This window comes from Nocardia macrotermitis, from assembly GCF_009604405.1.
GTDB lineage: Bacteria > Actinomycetota > Actinomycetes > Mycobacteriales > Mycobacteriaceae > Nocardia > Nocardia macrotermitis.
Genome location: NZ_WEGK01000005.1, coordinates 568,258 through 589,804, shown reverse-complemented (window position 1 = coordinate 589,804; position 21,547 = coordinate 568,258). Strand labels below are relative to the sequence as shown.

18 protein-coding genes are annotated in these 21,547 nt (G+C 68.3%); 3 read left to right on the top strand and 15 right to left on the bottom strand.

What is annotated here, in order from left to right; translation table 11 throughout:
* Positions 1-108: 108 nt before the first annotated feature.
* The 7 genes from NRB20_RS15520 to NRB20_RS15490 form a co-directional block, all read right to left on the bottom strand.
* Entirely contained in the window at positions 109-1,152 is a 1,044-nt protein-coding gene (locus tag NRB20_RS15520) for an NAD(P)-dependent alcohol dehydrogenase (RefSeq protein WP_153410741.1), read from the bottom strand.
* A 300-nt stretch (positions 1,153-1,452) separates the two neighbouring features.
* Positions 1,453-1,788 (bottom strand): TfoX/Sxy family protein, encoded by a 336-nt coding sequence (locus tag NRB20_RS15515; RefSeq protein ID WP_153410740.1) that lies wholly within the window; start codon positions 1,786-1,788, stop codon positions 1,453-1,455.
* Between the two features lie 427 nt (positions 1,789-2,215).
* Positions 2,216-3,193 (bottom strand): alpha/beta hydrolase, encoded by a 978-nt coding sequence (locus tag NRB20_RS15510; RefSeq protein ID WP_153410739.1) that lies wholly within the window; start codon positions 3,191-3,193, stop codon positions 2,216-2,218.
* Between the two features lie 39 nt (positions 3,194-3,232).
* Positions 3,233-3,997 carry a DUF6875 domain-containing protein gene (locus NRB20_RS15505; protein WP_319944955.1) on the bottom strand — a complete coding sequence of 255 codons (765 nt, stop codon included), beginning with the start codon at positions 3,995-3,997 and terminating at the stop codon, positions 3,233-3,235.
* On the bottom strand, positions 3,994-7,923 hold the full coding sequence (locus tag NRB20_RS15500; RefSeq protein ID WP_319944954.1) for an amino acid adenylation domain-containing protein: 3,930 nt from the start codon (positions 7,921-7,923) through the stop codon (positions 3,994-3,996). Before NRB20_RS15500 ends, NRB20_RS15505 begins: the two co-directional genes overlap by 4 nt.
* 146 nt (positions 7,924-8,069) lie before the next feature.
* Positions 8,070-8,516: a VOC family protein gene (locus NRB20_RS15495; RefSeq protein WP_153410738.1), complete on the bottom strand. Its 447-nt coding sequence runs from the start codon at positions 8,514-8,516 to the stop codon at positions 8,070-8,072.
* 113 nt (positions 8,517-8,629) lie between these two features.
* Positions 8,630-9,247 (bottom strand): MmyB family transcriptional regulator, encoded by a 618-nt coding sequence (locus tag NRB20_RS15490; RefSeq protein ID WP_227833501.1) that lies wholly within the window; start codon positions 9,245-9,247, stop codon positions 8,630-8,632.
* Here NRB20_RS15490 and NRB20_RS15485 point away from each other — a divergent pair.
* Entirely contained in the window at positions 9,247-9,534 is a 288-nt protein-coding gene (locus NRB20_RS15485; protein WP_319944968.1) for an aldo/keto reductase, read from the top strand. The genes NRB20_RS15490 and NRB20_RS15485 overlap by 1 nt on opposite strands.
* Positions 9,535-9,849: 315 nt before the next feature.
* Here the strand turns inward: NRB20_RS15485 and NRB20_RS15480 are convergent, their stop codons facing one another.
* The 5 genes from NRB20_RS15480 to NRB20_RS15460 form a co-directional block, all read right to left on the bottom strand.
* Positions 9,850-10,581, bottom strand: a complete 732-nt coding sequence (locus tag NRB20_RS15480; protein WP_319944953.1) for a sirohydrochlorin chelatase — start codon at positions 10,579-10,581, stop codon at positions 9,850-9,852.
* Positions 10,578-11,792, bottom strand: a complete 1,215-nt coding sequence (locus NRB20_RS15475) for a uroporphyrinogen-III synthase (protein ID WP_153410736.1) — start codon at positions 11,790-11,792, stop codon at positions 10,578-10,580. The genes NRB20_RS15480 and NRB20_RS15475 overlap by 4 nt, the downstream gene beginning before the upstream one ends.
* Positions 11,789-12,172, bottom strand: coding sequence for a nitrite reductase small subunit NirD (gene nirD / locus NRB20_RS15470; protein ID WP_153410735.1), 384 nt, complete (start codon positions 12,170-12,172; stop codon positions 11,789-11,791). Before nirD ends, NRB20_RS15475 begins: the two co-directional genes overlap by 4 nt.
* A gap of 102 nt (positions 12,173-12,274) precedes the next feature.
* Positions 12,275-14,797 carry a nitrite reductase large subunit NirB gene (gene nirB / locus NRB20_RS15465; RefSeq protein WP_406603835.1) on the bottom strand — a complete coding sequence of 841 codons (2,523 nt, stop codon included), beginning with the start codon at positions 14,795-14,797 and terminating at the stop codon, positions 12,275-12,277.
* Positions 14,798-15,049: 252 nt separating this feature from the next.
* Positions 15,050-16,219: an MFS transporter gene (locus NRB20_RS15460; RefSeq protein ID WP_406603834.1), complete on the bottom strand. Its 1,170-nt coding sequence runs from the start codon at positions 16,217-16,219 to the stop codon at positions 15,050-15,052.
* Positions 16,220-16,392: 173 nt separating this feature from the next.
* Between NRB20_RS15460 and NRB20_RS15455 the strand changes: the two genes are divergently transcribed.
* Positions 16,393-17,061 (top strand): FadR/GntR family transcriptional regulator, encoded by a 669-nt coding sequence (locus NRB20_RS15455; RefSeq protein WP_319944951.1) that lies wholly within the window; start codon positions 16,393-16,395, stop codon positions 17,059-17,061.
* Between the two features lie 6 nt (positions 17,062-17,067).
* Here the strand turns inward: NRB20_RS15455 and NRB20_RS15450 are convergent, their stop codons facing one another.
* The 3 genes from NRB20_RS15450 to NRB20_RS15440 all read right to left on the bottom strand — a co-directional run bounded on the left by NRB20_RS15450 (position 17,068) and on the right by NRB20_RS15440 (position 20,652).
* Positions 17,068-17,919, bottom strand: coding sequence for a TIGR02569 family protein (locus NRB20_RS15450; protein ID WP_319944950.1), 852 nt, complete (start codon positions 17,917-17,919; stop codon positions 17,068-17,070).
* 309 nt (positions 17,920-18,228) lie between these two features.
* Positions 18,229-19,413 carry an adenylyltransferase/sulfurtransferase MoeZ gene (gene moeZ / locus NRB20_RS15445; RefSeq protein WP_319944949.1) on the bottom strand — a complete coding sequence of 395 codons (1,185 nt, stop codon included), beginning with the start codon at positions 19,411-19,413 and terminating at the stop codon, positions 18,229-18,231.
* A gap of 81 nt (positions 19,414-19,494) precedes the next feature.
* Positions 19,495-20,652: a DUF3152 domain-containing protein gene (locus NRB20_RS15440; protein WP_406603833.1), complete on the bottom strand. Its 1,158-nt coding sequence runs from the start codon at positions 20,650-20,652 to the stop codon at positions 19,495-19,497.
* A 180-nt stretch (positions 20,653-20,832) separates the two neighbouring features.
* Here NRB20_RS15440 and NRB20_RS15435 point away from each other — a divergent pair, with 180 nt between their 5' ends.
* Positions 20,833-21,504, top strand: a complete 672-nt coding sequence (locus NRB20_RS15435) for a TetR/AcrR family transcriptional regulator (RefSeq protein ID WP_153410732.1) — start codon at positions 20,833-20,835, stop codon at positions 21,502-21,504.
* Positions 21,505-21,547 lie beyond the last annotated feature (43 nt).

Here is a 21,547-nt window from a genome sequence, read left to right as displayed (position 1 = left end):
CGGCTTGTCATGGAGTCGGTTCGGCCTGTCATGGGATCCGTGTTGCCCGGCATGGGTCGCTACCGCCCACCGTGGAACCGGTACCGCCGGTCATGGCGTCGGCACCCATCACGGGATCAGTACGGCGCGGCCGCGGATCTCGCCGCGATCGAGACGTTCGAAGGCGTCGCGGCCGTCCTCCAGCGCGAAACGCTCCACCTCGACCCGAACCTTACCCCGCCGCGCCAACTCGACCGACGCGTGCAGATCACTTCTGGTGCCCGCGTAGGACTTTCGCACCGTCGCCCCCCAGGGCAGGCCCGGCCCTCCGGCGGGTCCGGCATCGATTCCGGGCACGCCACCGCCCAGGCCCACCATCCGGTACGCGCCGTCGGGCGCCACCGCCCGCACGGCCAGCGTCGCGGTCGCATCGGTGCCGACGAAGTCGAACACCGCCTCCGCGCCCCGCCCGTCGGTGAGTTCGAGGATCCGCGCGGCGGTGTCGTCGTTGGCCGTAATCCCCAGTGCCGCACCACAATCCGCGGCCAGGTCCAGCTTGTCCCGAGCGATGTCGACCGCGATGACGCGGGCGTCGGTGATCGCGGTGAGAATCTGCACCGCCACATGCCCGAGTCCGCCGATGCCGATGGCCACGGCGGTGGATCCGGGTTGCAATTGATCCAGCGCGCCGCGAATGGCGTGATACGGGGTCAGCGCGGCGTCGGCCAGCGGTGCGGCCTCGGCGAAATCCAGCTCGTCACCGATCGGAACGAACGAATTCGCCGGTATCGCAACGTATTCCGCCATACCGCCGTCCGGACCCAGCCCCGGGCAGGGCGGCATCGCGGTGCGCCCCGCCGCCAGGCAGACGTTCTCGCGCCCCCTCAGACATTCCCGACACACCCCGCACGACCAGCACAGATAGACGATCCCGCGCTCACCGACGACGCGCCCGTCCACCTCGGCACCGATCGCCTCGATGGTGCCCGCGATCTCGTGCCCCATGGTCAACGGATCCTCGCGCATGGCGAACGGCAGGCTCAGCACATACGAATCCGAATGACAGATCCCGGCCGCGCCGACGCGCAACAGCAGCTCCCCCGGCCCGATCTCGGGAACCGGAACCTCCCGCAGCTCGAGTGTGCCCGGCCCGGTCAGTTGCAGCGCACGCATCATCTCGCTCCGATCACCGCGGCCGTTCAGCAGTACAACTCATGCTCCCGCCCGCCGAGCGTGAGCTGAGGCACACGCTAACATTCGCCGGGTTCACTCCCACCCGGCCCGGGACAGTATTCCCGCTGACCGGGACTTCTCGGTGGGACGCCCAGGCGCGATGCCACCGGTCACGAGTTCCGGCGACGCGACCATGCAGCCGAAGCCGCCGGACCGCAACGCTCCTGTCAGAACGCTGCTCGACGCCGGGTGACGTGGGTTGTGTGACGACGCCGGGTGACGTGGGTTGTGTGACGTGGCCTATTTCGGCGGCAGCGAGCGCGCGTACTCGACACCACGCTCGACCCACTGCTGTAGATCCGCGTCATCATGCACGACCGTCGTATCCACCCGCAGCCAGTTCTTCATCTCCCGCCCGCCCATGACCATCGGTGCCACGCCCGCCGCCCCGAGAAAGGCGGCCGCCCGGGCGGGATCGACCCGCACCATCATCCCGCCCTGCCCACTTGCTGCAACGGCCATATTCCCGCCGATCAGGAACGCCAACCCGCCGAACATCTTCTTCTCGGCCACCTCGGGCAACACCGGCCCCAGCAGATCCCGAATCCGCTCGGCCAACTCCTCGTCGTAAGCCATACCGCATTGTGGCACCCAGCACCGACAGATTTCGGCAACGTCAGGACCACCTGGCACACTCCCCCGCGCCTACCCTCGTCAGCGCAAATGACCGGCCGACCGGGTCCACCGCTCGGACAACTGGACGAAGCCCGCCCAGGCCGGAACTCGGCGAGCGCGTCGCGAAAGCACATCGCGGAGGCGCGTCACTGAGGCGAATCGCGGGGGCGCATCGCAGGGGCACGTCGCGGAGGCGCGTCACGAAGGCACGTCACGAAGGCACGTCACGAAGGCACGTCACGAAGGCACGTCACGAAGGCACGTCACGAAGGCACGTCACGAAGGCACGTCACGAAGGCACGTCGAAAGATCGCCGCGACCTGCCCCGCCTCTGCACACGGCCAGCGGCACCGACGCCGTCGAGGCAGCCGCGACTACCGACGCGCGCTCACACACCGAGCGCGGCGGCGAACACCGGCCAGGAGTTGTGCAGATCGTCCTGCCAGTAGGGCCAGGCGTGGGTGCCGGCGTGGAACACCTCGGTGGCCGGAATACTCAGGGCCGCAAGGCGATCGGTGAGCGCGCGGGTGCAGCCGTTCACGACGCTCTCCATCGTGCCGCCGATCGACAGGCGGTTGGCGAGGGTGGCCGGGTTGCCGCCGATGGAGGGATCGGCGAGGGTGTCGTGCACGCCCGCACCGCCGTTACCCGCGGAAATGTACAGCGCCACGCCGCGCAGCCGGGCAGCGTTCAGCACCGGATCGTGCGCGGACCAGGCGGCGCTGGTCGGCCCGCCCCACATGTTCGCGGCGTTCGCACCGAACGTCGCCAACTGCGAATACACCAGCGCCCGCGAGGCCGGATCGCTCGTACTCGGACAACCGCTGTAGACGCCGGCGGCCTGATACATTCCGGGCGCCTCGATCGCCAGATCCAACGCCGAGGTACCCGACATCGACACTCCCGCAACGGCATTGCGCCCGGTGGTGTGGAACTGCGCGTTCAGCAGCGGCGGCAGTTCGCGGGTCAGGAAGGTGGACCATTCGTTGCGCCCGAGCGCGGGATCGTCTGCGGCCCAATCGGTGTAGTAGCTGGCCCGGCCGCCGATCGGCACCACCACGTTGACCGGTTTGTCGGCGAAGAACCGCGCGGCGTCGGTGCGCACGTTCCACGGACCGCCGTCCTCACCACCATCGACGGCGTTGAGCAGGTACAGCGTCGGCGCGGACCGATCGGGATGCGAAACCCACAGGGTGATAGGCCGATTCATGGCCGCGGAGTACACGACCACCCGATACTGCTGACCACCCAGCGGCCGCACTTCGACGATCGCGGATCCCCTCCCGGGATCGGCGTTCGCGACGACCGGGACGAAGGTGGCGATCACGGCGAACAGAGCGAAAAGGCAACGCGGAAGCCGGTGCATCCCTGGAGTATGCCTCGAGCGGGCGGTCCGGTACCGGTATCAGCGAGCGTGTTCGTCGCGGGCGTGCGCCCGCAGCGCGGTGATGTCCGCGACCGCGGCGCCCTCCACCAGCATCCGTTCGGCTATCGCCCAGCGCAGACGACGCGGCAGATCCGGCGCGAGATGCGTGAGATAGGCGTACAGCCACTCGGCACGCCCCGCCAGGAACGGGTAATCCGTACTCATCATCGGGCGCAGCACCAGCATCGGCACCGGGGCGTCGAGCGGGTGGAACTCGCGATTCCACAGCCCCGGCACCCCGCATCCGGGATAGAACTGCCCCAGCATGAAGCCGTGCCGCACCACCTCGGATTTACAGGCCAGATGCGCCGCGTCGATGCGTTCGTAGCGGGTCAGGCCCGGGAAGAGGGTGACCAGCGCGAGCTGCCGGACCCGATCCGGATCCTCGGCGCACAACTCGCGATACTGCGCGAGCGCATCGGCCACGATCCGCCGCAGATCCGCGGTGTCGAGCCCGTCGCCGCCGTCGGCCAGGCCCGCCCAGAGCAACCCGTGCGCGACCCCCGTGTGGACGAACGGACAGACCGGGCCGTCGCGCCCGAGATCGGGATGCGGATGCGTCAGATGTCCGTCGACCCACCGGGTGAAGTCGGCCGCGGCGGGGTCGAGCCGTGCCCAGGAGTCCCGGTCCCGATACAGCCGCCGCCAGCGCACGCCGGTATCGCTCCCGGTCCGCACCTCTTCGTCCCGATCCGCCGATGATCGGGGATCATGTTGTGCCGCAGTCTCTTCGGGCACACTCACCCGGACGCTCCGGACAGCTGCGCGGCCAGTAGCGGGCCGATCACCGCCACCACATCGGAATTGGTGAGCTGGGCGTGCGCGGCCGCGACGGGATACTCGTTCAGCGCGCCGGTCACGTACGGCCGCCACAGGTCCGCACCGAGCGACGCGGTCACCCCGCGCGTTGCCGAGAAGTACAGCAGGTCACCGTCATACGTGTCCGGACGGTAGCCGTGGGACAGACGCACACACGCGACGTAGCCGCGATGCAGCCGGGTCAGTTGCGAAGCGGTCAATCCCGTGCCGAAACTCGGTCCGGCAGTGGCCAATTCGGCGGCGGCCTCGGCCGCGGTGAGATCGGGGAGCGTATCACCGTCCTCGGGTTCGTCACCGAGCAGGTGTGTGAGCAGATCACGCATTCGCGGTGTCGGCGGCGGCGGGGTGCCGTCCGGGAATACGACGCTGTCCAGCATCGCGAGAACCGCTACGGCACAACCACGTTCACGCAGACGCACGGCGACGGCATGGGCGATCTGACCGCCCAGGGACCAGCCGAGCAGATGGTACGGGCCCTGCGGCTGGATCCGAAGAATATGCGTCACATAGTGATCCGCGAGATCGTCGATCGTGGCGGCGGGTTCGCCTTCCGGCGTGAGCCCCTGGAGACCGAATACCGGACGATCGGTGACGTATCGCGCCAGCCCCGCATAACACCAGGCCAGCGGTACCGCGGAATGGATACAGAAGAGCGGCGGCGCGGACCCGCCACGACGCAGTGTCAGCACCGCACCGAGCCCGTCCTCGGTCTCCGAGCCGCCCTGATGACCCTCGATCCGCGCGGCCAACTCCCCGGCTGTCGGACCGGTGTAGAGCCATCGCACGGTGACCGGCGCACCCGTCGCGGCTGCGAGATCGGCCGAAAGCGCCACTCCCAGCAGCGAATTGCCACCCAGTTCGAAGAAGTCGTCGTCGAGTCCGACCCGCGACACTCCCAGCGCAGTGGCGAAGCACTCGGTAACTCGTTGTTGCAGAACGGATTCCGGTGCACGATAGGGGCGATTCACCGGCGCCGGAGCCACGAGCGCGGCCCGGTCGACCTTGCCGTGCGCGGTGACCGGAAGCCGATCGAGGCAGACCAGTTGCGCGGGCACCAGGGCCGAGGGCAGCACCGCGCGCAGACTCGCGACGATCACGGCCGCGTCGACCTCGATCCCCTGGGCCGCAACGACATAGCCGATCAGCCGCGGCCCCGAGGGACCGTCGACCACGGTGACCGCGGCCTGCGCCACCTGCGGCAGATCCGTGAGCGCGGCCTCGACCTCGGCGGGTTCGATCCGACGCCCCCGCACGCTGAGCTGCTCGTCCGCACGGCCGAGGAACTCCAGGGTGCCGTCCACTTCGGCGCGCACGAGATCCCCGGTGCGATACAGCCGTTCACCCGGCCGGAAGGGATCCGCGACGAACCGTTCGGCCGTCGCGCCCGGCCTGCCCAGATACCCACATGCCACCCCCGGACCGCCGATGTACAGCTCGCCCCGGGTTCCCGGCGGCACCGGCCGCAGGGCCGGATCGAGCACCAGTGCCCGCACACCCGGCAGCGCCCGCCCGATCGTCACCGGACCACTCGCCCGCAGTGGAGCGGATTGCGTTGCCATCACCGTGGTTTCGGTCGGACCGTAGCCGTTGAACAGGTGCAGCGGGGTCGCCCAGCGGCGTACGAGTTCGGGTGGACACACCTCCCCGCCCACCACCGCGACGCACAGTCCCGGCACCTGATGCGGTTCCAGGGTCGCCAATACCGCCGGGGTGGTGAGGAAATGGGTGATCGCCGCGCTGTTCAGCAGATCCGCCAGCTCACGTCCGGCGATCACTGCGGGCGGTTCGATCACCAGCCGCGCACCGGATGCGAAGGCGGCGAGCAGTTCGAGCAGATGGGCGTCGAAAGCAGGCGAATGCGCGTGCAGGATGCGCGAATCCCGGTTCACCCCATAGTGTTCGACCAGATGGTCGGCCAACGCGCCCAGACCCGTATGCCCGACCACGACGCCCTTCGGGGTTCCGCTCGTGCCCGAGGTGTAGATCAGATAAGCCGGATGTCCCACGTGCAGCGCGCGCCGCCGGTCGGTCTCGGCGACCGGATGGACATCACGCCGCTCGACCCGGACCACGGTCCCGGGATCGTCGAGTACCAGCCAATCCACCTCATCGGTCAATCCGTCGCGAACCGGTCGCACCGTAATACCCAGGCGCACACCGGAATCCACGGCGATTGCCGAAATCCGCCGGGCGGGATCGGCCGGATCCACCGGAACGAAGGCCGCACCCGCCCGCGCCACCGCGCAGACCGCGAGCACCGATTCCATCGAGCGCGGCACCGCGACCATCACGAAATCCCCTGGGCCCGCACCGAATTCGATCAACTCGCGCGCCCAGCGATCAACCAGCCGCTCCCATTCGGCCCGGGTCCAGGTCCGCGCACCCGCCTGCACCGCGATCCGGTCGAGCGGACCCCGGCAACACAGCAGCTCGGCCAGCACCCGATCGGTGCGCACCCCGGGAACCTCCGGCAGCACCCGCGGCGGATCCACTGCCCGCACGACGAGATACGGTGCGGCGGAAAGGAATCGGTCGAAGTAGTCCAGGAATCTGCGATGATGCCAGGCCAGCGCCGCCTCGGAGTACAGCGCCGGATTGGCCTGCATACCGATGCTGACGCTGCGTTCGTCGGGCCCGAGTTGATAACCGTTGACGAGCAGATCCTCCACCGGCCCCAGCGACAGCAGCCGCACCTGACCGGTCACCCCGCTCATCCGCAGCGGTTCGACGAATCCGAGCACATTGAGCACCGGACCGAATCCGCCTCGGATCACCTGCGACTCGCCGCGATCGCGCTGCATGTCCTCGTACCGGTAACGCTGATGCCGCAGCGCACCGATCACCCGCGCCCGGACCTGCCCGATCAGCTCGGGCACCGTCAGATCGCCGATCCCGGTGAGCCGCAACGGAACCACATTCGACACCGACCCCGCCGACCGGCGCAGGGCCGCGGTCGGCCGGGCCGCGACCGGCAGCGACACCGTCACCTGTTCGACGCCCAGGGCAGCGGCCAGATATCCGGCGAACGCGCCGACCAGCAGTTCGGCGAAACTCGCTTCGGTCCGATTCCGCACGGCGGCAAGGCTTTCCGCGGTCTCGGCCGAGAGCATCGCTTCGACGCGATGCGGCTGCGGCGCGGGCGCTGCCGTACGTCCCGCGAGCCCGGCGGGAGGCAGCGGGCCGGACAGCTGCGCACGCCAGTACTCACGATCCACACCCGCCCGCGCGGAATTCAGGTATGCGCGTTCGTCTTCGACCAGTTCCGGTATCGTCAGCGGTCGCCGACGATCCGAAACAGATTGCGCGACAAGACTTCCCTCGACATCGCGATCTTCGCCGGAACCCTCCCGGCCACCACCACTCCCGGCCACGTACAGCTCGGCCGTCCGACGCAGAATCGCCGCGGCCCCGACCCCGTCCAACACCATGTGATGACTGCGCAGATACAGCAGATGCCGCGCCGCCCCCACCCGGAACACCTCCGCCACGGTGATCGGCCCCGCGATCAGATCGACCGGCGCGCCATGGTCTTCCGCCATCGCCGCGACCGCCACACCGACCGGATCGGGCTGATCGTCGAGCTCGTGACACGGCACCTCACCGAACGCGTCGGGGTCCAGGATCTGCCGCGGCCCGCCCGATCCCGGCACGAATCGCACGTGCGGAGACTGCAATTCCCATGCCGCGCGGGCAATGGCGCTCCGCAGCACCGCGAGATCGAGCGGACCGGTCAGATCCAGGTACATCGCAACGGTATTGGGCACCTCGGGATACAGCTGCTGTGCCACCCACCACCGCAATTGGGCGGCCGACAGCGGGAATTCACCGGTGCCGACCCCGGCTGACCGCACGCGCCCTCCTCGGATCCGGATGCACTGGACGATTCTGGGCAAACCTACGGCATTCGTTCCGGTGTGCGCGGGCAATCCGGGCGGGTCGCCGGTTTCGGGACACACATCGGCCGCATCCGCACACCGGATGCGGCCGGGAGATCGGGCTACCCGCGCTCGTGCGCCTCCCGCAGACCTTTCAGCTCGATCTTGGACATACCGTTCAACGCCGCACCGACCGCGGCGGCGTGCGGACCGCTCATCAGTTCGGGCAGTTCGGACGGAACCACCTGCCAGGACAGCCCGTACCGATCGGTCAGCCAGCCGCAGGGACCGGGCTTTCCATCGCTGGTCAGCGCCGCCCACAGCCGATCGACCTCGTCCTGACCGTCCACGATGACCTGGATGGACGCCGCGTCGGTGTGCGGATGCCCGGGGCCGCCGTTCATCAGCGTCACCGCCTGCCCCGCCAAGTCGAGCGTCACGATGAAGGCCGAACCGTCCGGATTACGCGTGATCCCGGTGACCCGCGAATCCGGCACCGTCGCGGCATAGAACTCCGCCGCCCGCTCGGCCTCGCTGTCGAACCACAGGAAGGTGTTGACGCTGGTCATGATGTGCTCCTCGATGGAAGTGAACTGCTGTTGTCACCCTTCGGTCGGAGCCGTCCGGCCCGATTCGACACATCCTCACTGACTTCCCGAAATATTTTTCCGGTCCCCGTGACTCACCCCGCGCACAGCCGATCCAGCGCCGCCTGACTCTCCTCGTCCGCCGCCCGATAGATCACCAACCGATGATCCGGATCCTGCATCGGCATCAACACCTCGAACTGCACCGCCACCCGGCCGACCTCCGGATGCCGCAGCACCTTGGTGCCGCGACCGTTCACCCGCACGTCCCGCTGATCCCACATCGTCGCGAATTCCGTATCGGCCGCGATGAATTCGGCGATCAGATCGGCCAGCACCCGATCCTCCGGATGCGCGGCCCAGGCCGCCCGCAGATCCGCGACCCCTTCGCGCACAATGTTTTCCCGGTCGACATAGAACCCGTCCCGGATCAGCGGATGCATCACGCACATCCACATCGAATTGCGCTGATGCGGCGGCAACTCCTCGAAATCCACCAGCACCCGGGACATTTCGTGATTCCAGGCCAGAATGTCGTAGCGGTGGTTGACCACCATCGCCGGTAGCGGCGCGAGATCGGCCACCAACCGGACCAGCGCCGGATCCGCGACACTCGCGGGCTTACCGGTCGCGGGCGCGCGCTGCTGAGCCAGATCGAACAGGTAGGCGCGCTCGTCGGGAGCCAGCCGCAACGCACGCGCCAGCGCCTCCAATACCTCAGCCGAGGGCCGCAGCCCACGCCCTCGGCAAGACCCCCGCCCAGGTCGCCCTGGCCTGGACGCTCCAGAACCCGGCGGTCACGGCCCCCATCATCGGCGCACGCACCTCCGACCAGCTCGAGGACAACCTCGGCGCACTGACCGTCGAATTCGACCCCACCCACCTGACCCGGCTCGCCGAGGTCAGCGCCTTCGACCCCGGCTTCCCCCACAACATGCTCGCCCGCGACATGACCCACACCGTCATCCACGGCGACCTGAAAATCCCCACCCGCGCCTGAGTACGCCGCCGCACCTCGCCCGCTACACGCCGAAAGATCCTGTGTGGCGGGCGAACCCACGCCCACACCACCATTACGTACAGGTCTTGCGCCCTCCACTCGAACGACCGCAGGGCCGGAGCCGATAATTCGACCAGGCCGCCGCCGCTGGTGCCGGTGGTTCCCATCGAAGCACCGAGACCAGTATGCGGGCATGCCTGATGTCCGGGCCAGCAACTTCGCATCAGGGCGGAACGAACGAATTGCCCATGGTCACAACGGTGATCAACCGCGGTGATCGGTTGGTGGCAACACCGGAACCGCCGCACGACGCACTCAGGCGGCCGTGTGAACCAGCTCCGGGACGGCCGAGTAATAACGATTCGCCAGCAGACGCACGATCGCCGGATGGATGCCGATCGGTTCCGCGACACCGTCCGCTCCGGCCTCGTGCAGGCGCTGGTGGAACAGGCCGTGGGCGAGGAGATAGGAGGCGATGAAGACGCGCTGTGCACCCGACTCACGAAGTGTGGCAACAACTTCCGGGACACGCGGCGATCCGGTGGCGACGTAGGCGACGTGCGCGGGAGTGTCCAGTTGCGCCGACAGCAGGGTCGCGGCCTGGCGGACGTCGTGGCGGGCCCGGGAGTCGGAGGATCCGGCCGCGGCGAAGACCACCGCATCGCCGGGACGCCAACCGGCCGTACGCAATCGCATGCGCATCACCCGGGCCAGAGCGGCATCGGGCCCCATGGCCGAGGTGACCGTCACCGACGGATGCTCGCTCTCGGAGACCTCGCGCGGAACATCCTGGTACACATGGTATCCCGAGGCCAGGAACGCCGGAACCACCACGGCCGGAACGGATCCCAGCTCCCGCAGCACCTCCGAGGGGGTGGGCCCGAGCACATCGACGAAGGCCGTCCGCACCTGCGGCGCCGAAACATCCTCCGGCGCGGCGTTTCCGCGCAATTCGCGCGATACCGCCGCGGCCAGGTCACCGATCATGCGCACGCCGCGTTCACTTCTGGTGCCGTGCGCGACCAACACCAGTGCGGGTGCGCTCACCACACGCCCGCCAGCGGCGCCGGATGCGCCGGACGTCGCGGTCCGGTCGTTCCGGCGACGGGCGGACGCGGATTGTTGTCCACGCATTCGGCCGGATCCATGGCCAGCCGATAACCCCGTTTCACCACGGTCTGAATGACTTTCGGCGCACCGAGCCCCGCGCGCAACCGCGCGATCCCGGTCTCCACGGCATGGGTGTCCTCACCGCCGCCGGGCAGCGCGGCCAGCAGATCACCGCGCGACACCACCCGTCCGGGCTGCCGGGCCAGCGCCCGCATCAGGGCCATCGGCGCGGGCGCGAGCTGCCGCACCCCACCGTCGACCACGACACATCCGCCGCGCACGCTCAGTTCGTGTCCGGCAGCGTGAATTCGGTTGGCGCGCCGGGGAAGTTCCTCCGCGACGTGCCGGGCCAGCGCACCCAGCCGCGCCCGCGCGGGCATGGTGGTGCTCACGCCGAGCTCCTCCAGCGGCGCCGCGGTGATCGATCCGACGCACGCGGCCAGTACCCGGGTCCGCAGCGCGTGCAGCAGCCCCTCGAGCAGTCCGGTTTCCTTGGCGCGCATCAGCATCGACGCCACGGCGGGCGCACTGGTGAAGGTGACACAGTCCAATCCGCCGGTGATGATCGTCTCGAGCAACCGGTCCATCGGCGCCTGATCCTCCGGCGGGATCCAGCGATACACCGGCACCGGCACGACATCGGCTCCCGCACAACGCAATACCTCGCAGAAGTCGGGCACCGGCTCCCATTCGGTGGTCGCGCCGTGCAGCTGCACCGCGACCCGGACGCCCTCCACCCCCTCGGCGAGCAGATGATCGAGCACCTCGGCCGAGGACTCCGACGCCGGGGACCACTCCTCACGCAATTCGGCGGCGCGAATCGCGCCCTTGGCCTTCGGACCGCGCGCGAGCAGCCGGGTCGAGGCCAGCGTCGAACGCAGTTCCTCGGCCAGGCCCCAGCCCTCGGCGGCCTCCATCCAGCCCCGGAAGCCGATACCGGTGGTGGCGACGGTCAGCTGCGGCGGATCGGCGACCAATTGCCTTGTGACACGCTCCAATTCGGTGTCATCGGCCAGTGGGATGATCCGAATGGCCGGTGCGGCGACGATGGTCGCGCCGCGCCGGGTCAGGATCGTGGAGAGTTCGTCGGCGCGCCGGGCTGCGGTCACGCCGACGGTGAAACCCTCCAGCGGAAGCTGTTCGTTCATGGGCAGTCCACGGGTTCATTGGATACCGACACCAGACCGTCGTCCACACGCACAGCATAGACCGGCAGCGATTCGGTGGCGTCGTCCAGGCAGTGCCCGTCGAGCAGCGAGAAAGCCTGCTTGAGCAGCGGCGAGGCCACCACCGGCACGCCGGCGCGATCGCCGACGATGCCGCGCGACATCACCGCGGCCCGGCCGAACGGGTCGACGTTGCCGACGGCGTAGACGGTGCCGCCGGGCAGCAGGAACAGCGCGGCCTGCCGCCCGCCCCTGAGTAGTACGGCCACGCCACGGCCGGGAATCAGCTGGTCGAGCTTGCATGCCCGGGTCCAGCCCGTTGTCACGACGGGGGCATATGCGGGTGTATCGATAACGGTCATCGGTAACTCTCCTCCGAACGCCTTACCTATTGGTACCGGCGGACTGTTTCCACGCGATTACGCGCCTATTTCCCATGCATGGCGGCACTTGTGAGTCCCGCCTCAGTGTGTGACCGGAATCTCCGGAATGCCCAGCAGCACCGGCACTTTGCGTTCCCCGCTGTTGTCGAACGAGATGGTCGGATCGGCTTCTTCAGGGGCATTGACGAAGGACACGAACCGCGAGAGCTTCTCGGGATCCTCCAGCACCGCGGCCCATTCGTCCTTGTATCCCGCGACGTGCCGGGCCATGGCGGCTTCGAGGTCCTCGGCGATGCCCAGGCTGTCCTGGCACACCACGTTGCGGACGTGCTCGATACCGCCGTCGAGGGATTCCTGCCAGGGCGCGGTGCGTTGTAAACGGTCCGCGGTGCGGATGTAGAACATCAGATACCGGTCGATGTACCGGATCAGTGTGTCGTCGTCCAGATCCCCGGCCAGCAGGACCGCGTGTTTGGGGGTGAGGCCACCGTTGCCGCCGACGTACAGGTTCCACCCGTTCTCGGTCGCGATCACCCCCACGTCCTTACCCCGGGCCTCGGCACACTCCCGAGCACAACCGGAGACCGCGAGCTTGAGTTTGTGCGGGGACCGCAGGCCGCGGTACCGCTTCTCGAGCAGCACGGCCATCGCGACCGAGTCCTGCTGCCCGTACCGGCACCAGGTGGACCCGACACAACTCTTCACCGTCCGCAACGACTTGCCGTAGGCGTGCCCGGACTCCATCCCCGCGTCCACGAGCCGCTGCCAGATCAACGGCAACTGCTCGACCCGCGCACCGAACATGTCGATCCGTTGTCCACCGGTCACTTTCAGATACAGATCGAACTCCTTCGCGATCTGACCGATCGTGATCAACTGTTCCGCGGTCACCTCCCCGCCCGGCATGCGCGGCACCACCGAATAGGTGCCGTTCTTCTGCAGATTCGCCAGGAAGTGATCGTTGGTGTCCTGCAACGCGGCCTGCTCGCCGTCGAGGATGTGCTCACTCGCGGTCGAGGCCAGAATCGAGGCCACGGTCGGCTTGCAGATATCGCAGCCCGACCCCTTGCCGTACTGCGCGATCAACCCCGAGAACGTCCGGATCCCGGTGACCTGCACGATCTCGAACAACTCCGCCCGGGACTGCTCGAAATGCTCACACAGCGCGGTCGACATCGCCACGCCCGACTGCTCGAGCAGCTTCTTGAGCATCGGCACACAACCACCGCAGGACGTCCCCGCCGACGTGCAGCTCTTGATCGCGGGCACATCACACGCGCCCTCGGCGATCGCACCGCAGATCGAACCCTTGGACACGTTGTTGCACGAGCAGATCTGCGCGTCATCGGGCAACGCGTCCGCCCCCAGCTCCGCACCCGCCGGGGAGATCAGCGCCGCGGGCTCGGCGGGCAACGGCCGCCCGACCAACGGCCGCAACGCCGCGTACTGCGAGGCGTCACCGACGAGCACACCGCCCAGCAGTGTGCTCGCGTCATCGGAGACGACGAGTTTGGCGTAGGTGCCCTTGGCCGCGTCGTGCAGCACCACCGACAACGCGCCCTCGCTGGTGGCATGCGCGTCACCGAAACTGGCCACGTCCACACCGAGCAGCTTCAACTTCGTCGACAGATCCGCCCCCGGGAACTCACCCGACCCGCCCAACAGCCGATCCGCGACAACCTCAGCGGTGCTGTACCCGGGCGCGACGAGCCCATAACAAGTACCTTCGACCGCCGCGACCTCACCGATCGCGTAGATGTTCGGATCACTGGTCGTCAACCCGAGATCGGTGATCACACCACCGCGCGCCCCGACCTCCAGCCCGGCTTCGCGAGCGAGCTGATCCCGCGGCCGGATACCGGCGGAGAACACCACCAGCGACGCGTCGATCACCGACTCGTCGGACAGCGAAACACGAACTCCCGCACCGTCTTCCGCGGATTCGATCGCGGCGGTCCCGACCCCGGTGTGCACATGCAACCCCAGATCGGTGACCAGCTTCTCCAGGATCGCGCCACCGCCCTGATCCACCTGCACCGGCATCAGCCGCGGCGCGAACTCGACCACGTGCGGGGTCACACCCATCAGCCGCAGTGCGTTGGCGGCCTCCAGACCGAGCAGACCACCGCCGACGACGACACCCACGGCTCCCGGCCCGGCCCCCTGCGCCGCCGCCCGGATGCCGTCGAGGTCCTCGATGGTGCGGTAGACGAAACATTCGGGCCGATCGTGACCCGGCACCGGCGGCACGAAGGCGTACGAGCCGGTCGCCAGCACCACCGCGTCGTAGGCGATGGCGTCACCGTCGGAGGTGAAGACCTTGCCCGCGCCGCGATCGATGGAATCGGCCCGGACGCCCAGGCGCAGATCCACCAGTTCGTCACCGGCGTACTCGTTACCGGGCAGCGCCAACGTCGACGGATCCCACACACCCACGTAGGAGGACAGTGCGACGCGGTCGTACGCGGCGCGCGGCTCCTCGCCCAGCACCACGATCTGCCACTGGTTCTCGGTATCACGCGACCGCAGCGCCTCGACGAAACGATGGCCGACCATGCCGTGGCCGACGACCACAACGGTGCGCTGGGCGGGGATGCGCGGCACGCTCACGGGGAACCTCCTGAATTCCGGATGACCCCACGGTAGGAAACGGGTATTGCGACGATGCTGCGCGAAATGACCGTCAAATCAACGGTTGCTCACGCGCGTCGCGATCTCCCCGTGAGATACCGGCCCGTGCCCTGCTACCGGGCGTGTTGCCGCGAATGCGTTCGGGCCGAAGTGTTCCCGGCCACAGCGTCACCGAAACGCACGGTCATCGAAACCCATACGGCCCGTCCCCGCAACCCGACCGGTTCAGCGCCAGGTGTCCTCGAGCATCCGCGGCTTGCACGCCTGCCAGGCCCCGGCCAACATCACCAGCACCGCGACGGCCAGCAGCGCGAACGGCACGGTCCACCCGCCGGTCACGGTGTGCAGCACCCCGAACAGCAACGGCCCGACACAGGCCGCGCTGTAACCCACGCCCTGGCTGAATCCGGACAACGCCGCCGAACCCGCCTGCGTGCGGCTGCGCAGATTGATCAGCGTCAGCGACATCGGAAACGTGCTGGGCCCGAGCCCGAGCAGCAGCACCCACAGCACCGGCGCACTCATCGGAGCCCACAGCAGTCCGGCGAACGCGACGAAATAGCAAGCAGCACAACCGATCACGATCGGAAACGGATTGCGCACCCGGGCGGTCACGGTCGGCGCGGCCAGCGCCGCACCCAACCCGATGAACGAGAACACCGCGACCATGGTCCCGCCGAAACCCGCACTGGCCCCGGCGTCGGTGAAGATCTTGGGCAGCCAGGTGAACATGGCGTAGGTGGTCAGCGAGGTCATCCCGAACATTCCGGCCATGCCCCACGCCACCGGCGATTTCCACGCCCTGCCGTCGGCGTCCGGCTCGGGCAGCGCGGTCCGGTCGACCACCTCGCGCCCGCGCCGATCACGCAGCACCCAAAGCCACGGCAGCGCGGCGACCAGCGGCAACAACGCCCACACGCCCAGCGACACCCGCCAGCCGTCGGCATCGGCGACCGGCACCGCGATCAGGGCGGGCAGCACGGTCCCCAACTGCACCATCGTGATGTAGAGGGCGCTGAGCGTCGCGAGACGATCGGAGAAATAGCGTTTCACCAGCGGCGGGATCACGACGTTGCCGATACCCATACCGGCCAGCGCCAGCGCCGAGAACGCCAGCAACTCCCACGTCGCGGGCACCAGCGCGCGCACCGCCTGCCCGGCCGCCGCGGCCAGCATCGCCAGCAACGCCGTGCGCTCGAGCCCGAACCGGCGCACCAGTATCGGGCTGAGTACGCCCGCCGCGGCGAACATGACCGTCGGGATCATGCCGAAGACGCCGACGACGGTCGTCGAATATCCGACCTCCGCGCCGATCCGCTCGGCCAGCGGGGTGAACGCCGTCACCGCCAGACGCAGCGTGAACGCCGAGACGATGATCGCGGCGAAGACCAGCAGCCGCCCCTCGAGCAGGGAGCGACGACGTTCGGCGACGGTGTGGGCATCCGCGTGCGGCGATGCGGCGGACGCGCGGGACGGGCTTTCGGTGGTGACAGTCGGTGACACCGACAAATCATAGGATGACCGGATGATGGGAGGCAATGGATTACCCGCCGGGTACGCTGTTGCGTGTGCAACAGGTCAGGCGCACCAGCCTCATCGCCCAGGTCACCGATCAGCTTCGCGCCGAAATACGCTCCGGCCGCTGGCCCGTCGGCTCCCGCATCCCCACCGAACCGGAGCTGACCGAACTCACCGGCACCGGCCGCAACACCGTGCGCGAGGCCGTGCAGGCGCTGGTGCACGCCGGCATGCTCGAGCGTCGGCAGGGATCGGGCACCTACGTCATCGCGACCTCCGACCTCGGCGGCACCCTCGCGAAGTATTTCGCCGACGCCGTCGAACGCGACATCCTCGAACTACGTCAGGCCCTGGACACCCAGGCCGCCCACCTGGCCGCGCAACGCCGCGACGACAACGACATCGCCACCCTGCGGCATCTGCTCGACGAACGACGAAAAGCCTGGGACGACGACGATCCCGGCGCGATCCACGCCGACATCCAGTTGCACCGCGGCATCGTGGTCGCCAGCCACAACGCGGTCTACCTCGAGTTCTACGACTCGCTGCTGCCGATCATGGAACAGGGAATCCGTTCCCGCACATCCAAATCCGGCGGTTCGTACCACACCGAACACGCCGAGTTGGTGAACGCCGTCATCGCGGGCGACTCCGAACGCGCCGCCAGGGCCGCCAACTGCTTCCTCGGTTCCCTCATCGCCGAATACCCCGAACACTGACGGGTTCTACAGCAGCAGCCGGACCATATCGGCGGTGTGCGCCAGCCCGGGGAACGCCTCCGGCGTCGACCGCGGATGCAGTGCGTGCACCGCGAGCCGGAACATGACCGCTCGCAACATCATCTGCGGCCACTCCGGCAGATCCGACCACCGATGCAGCAGTCCCTCGTCCGCGCCGCCCCAGGACAGCGCGTCGACCACGATCACCCCGGCCGCCCAGGACGCGGGCCGCCAATAGGGGGTGATATCGGTCAGGCCGGGCGTGGCCGTACCGGAGAACAGCACCGTGCCGAACAGATCGCCGTGCACCAGTTGGGAAGCCGACTGCACCGGTTTGCGCAACGTGGACAGCTGCGTCAGGATCTCCAGGCTGCGCTGCCCATCGGGCGAGGTCACCGGCAGCATGCCCCCGGCCTTGAGACTGCGCAGCGGCACCTGTTCCCAGGCCGCGCGATCGGCGGCGACGAAGACGTCCACATCCATCCACGGCGCGATGGGCTGCTGCATCAGGAAACGCGGCCGCTCCAGCCGCGCGGTGGCCCGGTGCAGCCGCAGCGATACCGACACCACCTCGTCGTGCCGGGGTTCGGGGGTGCCTTCGAGGAATGTGTCAGCGCGCCAACCGGATACGACATATCGTCCGTCGGTCGCGCGGACCGGATGCGCCAGCCGCAATCCGTCCACCACCAACGTCTCACGCACATTCGCCGACCACGCCGCGCGCGCATGATCGGCGACCGGTGAGAGCACCACATCCCCGCACCGCCAGCCGCCGTCCCAATCCCCCAACCCGATCGGCGTCACCTCGCGAAGACCGAATGTGGCCCGCACGTGCTCGGGGGGTTCCACAGAAGTCACGGCCGTACCGTATACCCGCCGGGTGAACCGCTCCCGACGCCGCGCCGAGCAGTTTCCGCGTCGACATCGCGCAGCAAGAACCCCTGCTCAGGGCACCGACTCACGGCCTCGCGCCACCGGAACGCCGATCTGCCGCAACCCGCGGCGTCCGCCGCCTACCGGATGAATCTGTCCGCGGCCACCGGATCCGCTACGACCGGAGTCCCGAGCCACCTGTCACACGATCCGTCCACGGGCACCGGATCTGCCGCGCCCGAGCCGTCCCGCCGCCCACGGTGATCGCGGGCGACGGACCGGATTCAGCCCGGCTCAGTAGACCGGCAGCGAGGGATCGATCTGCTTGGCCCAGGCGATGATTCCGCCCTGCAGGTGGGTGGCATCGGAGAATCCGGCCTGCTTGAGGGCCGCGAGCGCCTCGGCCGAACGGATACCGGTCTTGCAGTGCAATACGATCGGGCGGTTCTGCGGCAGTTCGGCCAGCGCCGCACCGGACAGGATGCGGTCCTTCGGAATCAGCTGCGCGCCCTCGATCCGGACGATGTCCCACTCGACGGGCTCGCGCACGTCCACGATGGCGACGTCCTTACCGGCGTCGAGCATGTCCTTCAGCTCGCGCGCGGTGATCGTGGAACCCAGCGCCGCGGCCTGGCCCTCCTCGGACACCACACCGCAGAACGCGTCGTAGTCGATCAGTTCGGTGATCGGCGCACGTTCGGGATCCCGGCGCAACTTGATGGTCCGGTAGCTCATGTCCAGTGCGTCGTACACCATGAGCCGGCCCAGCAGCGGGTCGCCGATACCGGTGATCAGCTTGATCGCCTCGGTCACCATGATCGAGCCGATCGACGCGCAGAGCACGCCCAGCACGCCGCCCTCGGCGCAGGAGGGGACCATACCCGGCGGCGGGGCCTCGGGGTACAGGTCGCGGTAGTTGATGCCGCGACCGTCGGGGGCGTCCTCCCAGAACACCGACACCTGGCCCTCGAACCGGTAGATCGAACCCCACACGTACGGCTTACCGGCCAGCACGGCGGCATCGTTGACCAGGTAGCGGGTCGCGAAATTATCGGTGCCGTCGACGATCAGGTCGTACTGCGAGAACAGTTCCACCGCATTGTCGTTGTCGAGCCGGAACTTGTGCAGCACGACATTGATCCCGGAATTGATCTCCAGAATCGAATCGCGCGCACTGTCGGCCTTGCTGCGCCCGATATCGGATTCGCCGTGAATGATCTGCCGTTGCAGATTCGACGAATCCACCTCGTCGAATTCCACGACGCCCAGCGTGCCGACCCCGGCGGCGGCCAGATAGAGCAGCGCCGGGGAACCCAGCCCGCCCGCACCGATCACCAGCACCTTGGCGTTGCGCAGCCGTTTCTGCCCGTCCACGCCCAGATCCGGAATGATCAGATGGCGGCTGTAGCGGGCAACCTCCTCCCGGCTCAGCTCACCGGTCGGCTCGACCAGCGGCGGCAGGGGCTTCGGTGATGACACGTCCTGGACTCCTTGTATCGAATTCGCAGTAACGAAGTATGCAACACCGCCGACCGGGTCACTGTTCCCCGGGTGAGGTGGCTACCCGCGCGGGTAGGGCCACGGGTTGAAACGGCATTTCTTGCCGTCCTTGGGGACCACCCCCTGCGGGTCGAGGGCGGCGATGTCGTCGTTGCGGGTGCCGAAGGTCTGCTGCATCATCACCGGGGCCAGCCCGCCGTCCACCGCGCACGGCTGATGTTCGTGATAGCCGACGGCGTGGCCGACCTCGTGATTGATCTGGTACTGCCGGTACGAGCCGATATCGCCCTCGAAGGCCAGCGCGCCGCGCACCCACCGCACCTCCGACAGCACCACCCGGCCCAGATCGGAGTTGTAGCAGGAGGAGTCGATGGGGATGTCGAAGCCGCAGTCGGCCTCGGTGGTCTTGCGCGAGGTCAGCGAGATGCGGAAATCCGGTTCGCCCGCGTCGATCCGGCGGAAACCGAAGCGGGTGTCGTGGGTCCAGCTCTTCGGATTGGCGAGCGTCGCGTCGACCATGTGCGCCATCGACGCGTCACCGCCGTAGCCCGCGGTGTCCACACCGTCCTCGATCTCGACGGTGTAGGTGAACAGATGTTCCTGCGCGAGACCCACTTTCGCGGTGGTTCCCGGCACGATGTGCCAGGTCCCCGCGCCCGCCTCGGTGAACGCGCCGCCGTCGGGCAGCGCGCCGGTCGGCAGTCCGGCCGCGAATTTGCCGTCGCCCTTGGGCGGGACGCCGATGATGCCGCCGCGATCCGACCGCGGGCTCAGCCGCCCGACCCCGGGCAGCCCGGAACCGCCGGAGTTCCCGGCCTCCCGCACCGCGTTCACCACGACCAGCACCGTGATCACCACCAGCACCGGCAGCGCGTAGGCGCGCCAGCCGTAGGTGGACACGAAGCGCCGCACCGCGGCCCGGCCACCCTTGGCACGCGCCGGTGGCCCGCCGCCCGGCAACGCCGCGGCATGCATCGGATCCCACTGCGCCCGCAGTGGTTGCCGATCGTGATTCGCGGTGTGCCGCTCGTGTTCCCCGCCGGAAAGATCCACATCGTCCGCGACGTCCGGATCGGGCACTACCGTGCCGACGCGGCCGCGCCGAACACCGTCGTCGAATGATCCGTCCTGTTGGTCGGCCACGCCCAACAGACTCTCACAACCGCGACGCGCGCAGTGCAGGACCGGGAAGAGCGGAACGGTTGCGAGATATCTCACCACTGTGCGAGATTGCTTACGAAGACCATTTACTGACAAGTTGCCAATAGCTACCGGGATCGGCTGCGCATACCGGTCTCCGAGTTGGCCCGAGCCCAGCGACGGACAATCGGAGCGAGTATCGTTCGTGAGATACCCGTGCACACCTTTTCCGCCGGGAATCGATTGGGAGATGCCGAAATGACAGACCTCGTGGACCGGATGACGTCATCGCGACTGTCGTCCGAGACCATGGCGCCGAACAAGCGTGGAACCCGACTGCCCCGCGACGCCCGCCGGGCGCAACTACTCGCGGCGGCCAGCGAGGTCTTCGTGCTACGCGGGTATCACGCGGCGGGCATGGACGAGATCTCCCAATGCGCGGGTGTCTCCAAACCCGTTCTGTACCAGCACTTCTCGAGTAAGCTCGAACTGTATCTGGCGGTGTTGCAGAACTACATCGACGCGCTGGTCTCGAGTGTGCGCCAGGCGCTGCGTTCGACCACCGACAACAAGCAGCGCGTACGTGCCGCGGTCGCCGCGTACTTCGACTTCGTCGACCACGACACCCAGGGTTTCCGGCTGGTCTTCGAATCCGATCTGACCAGCGAGCCGCAGGTGCAGCGCCGGGTCGAGCAGGCCACCGAGGCGTGTGTGGACGCGGTGTTCGACCTGGTCGCGCACGACTCCGGCCTGGACCCCTACCGCGCCCGCATCCTGGCCGTCGGCCTGGTCGGCGCCAGCCAGATCACCGCGCGCTACTGGCTCGAGGCCGATCGCCCCATTCCGAAGGAGGAGGCCGTCGACACCACGGTGTCGCTGTGCTGGGGTGGGCTCAAGCACGTGCCGCGGCTGCCGGGCGGTTCGGTCTAAGAGGCTTCACATACGTTTCGGGGCCTCGGCACTGTGCCGGGGC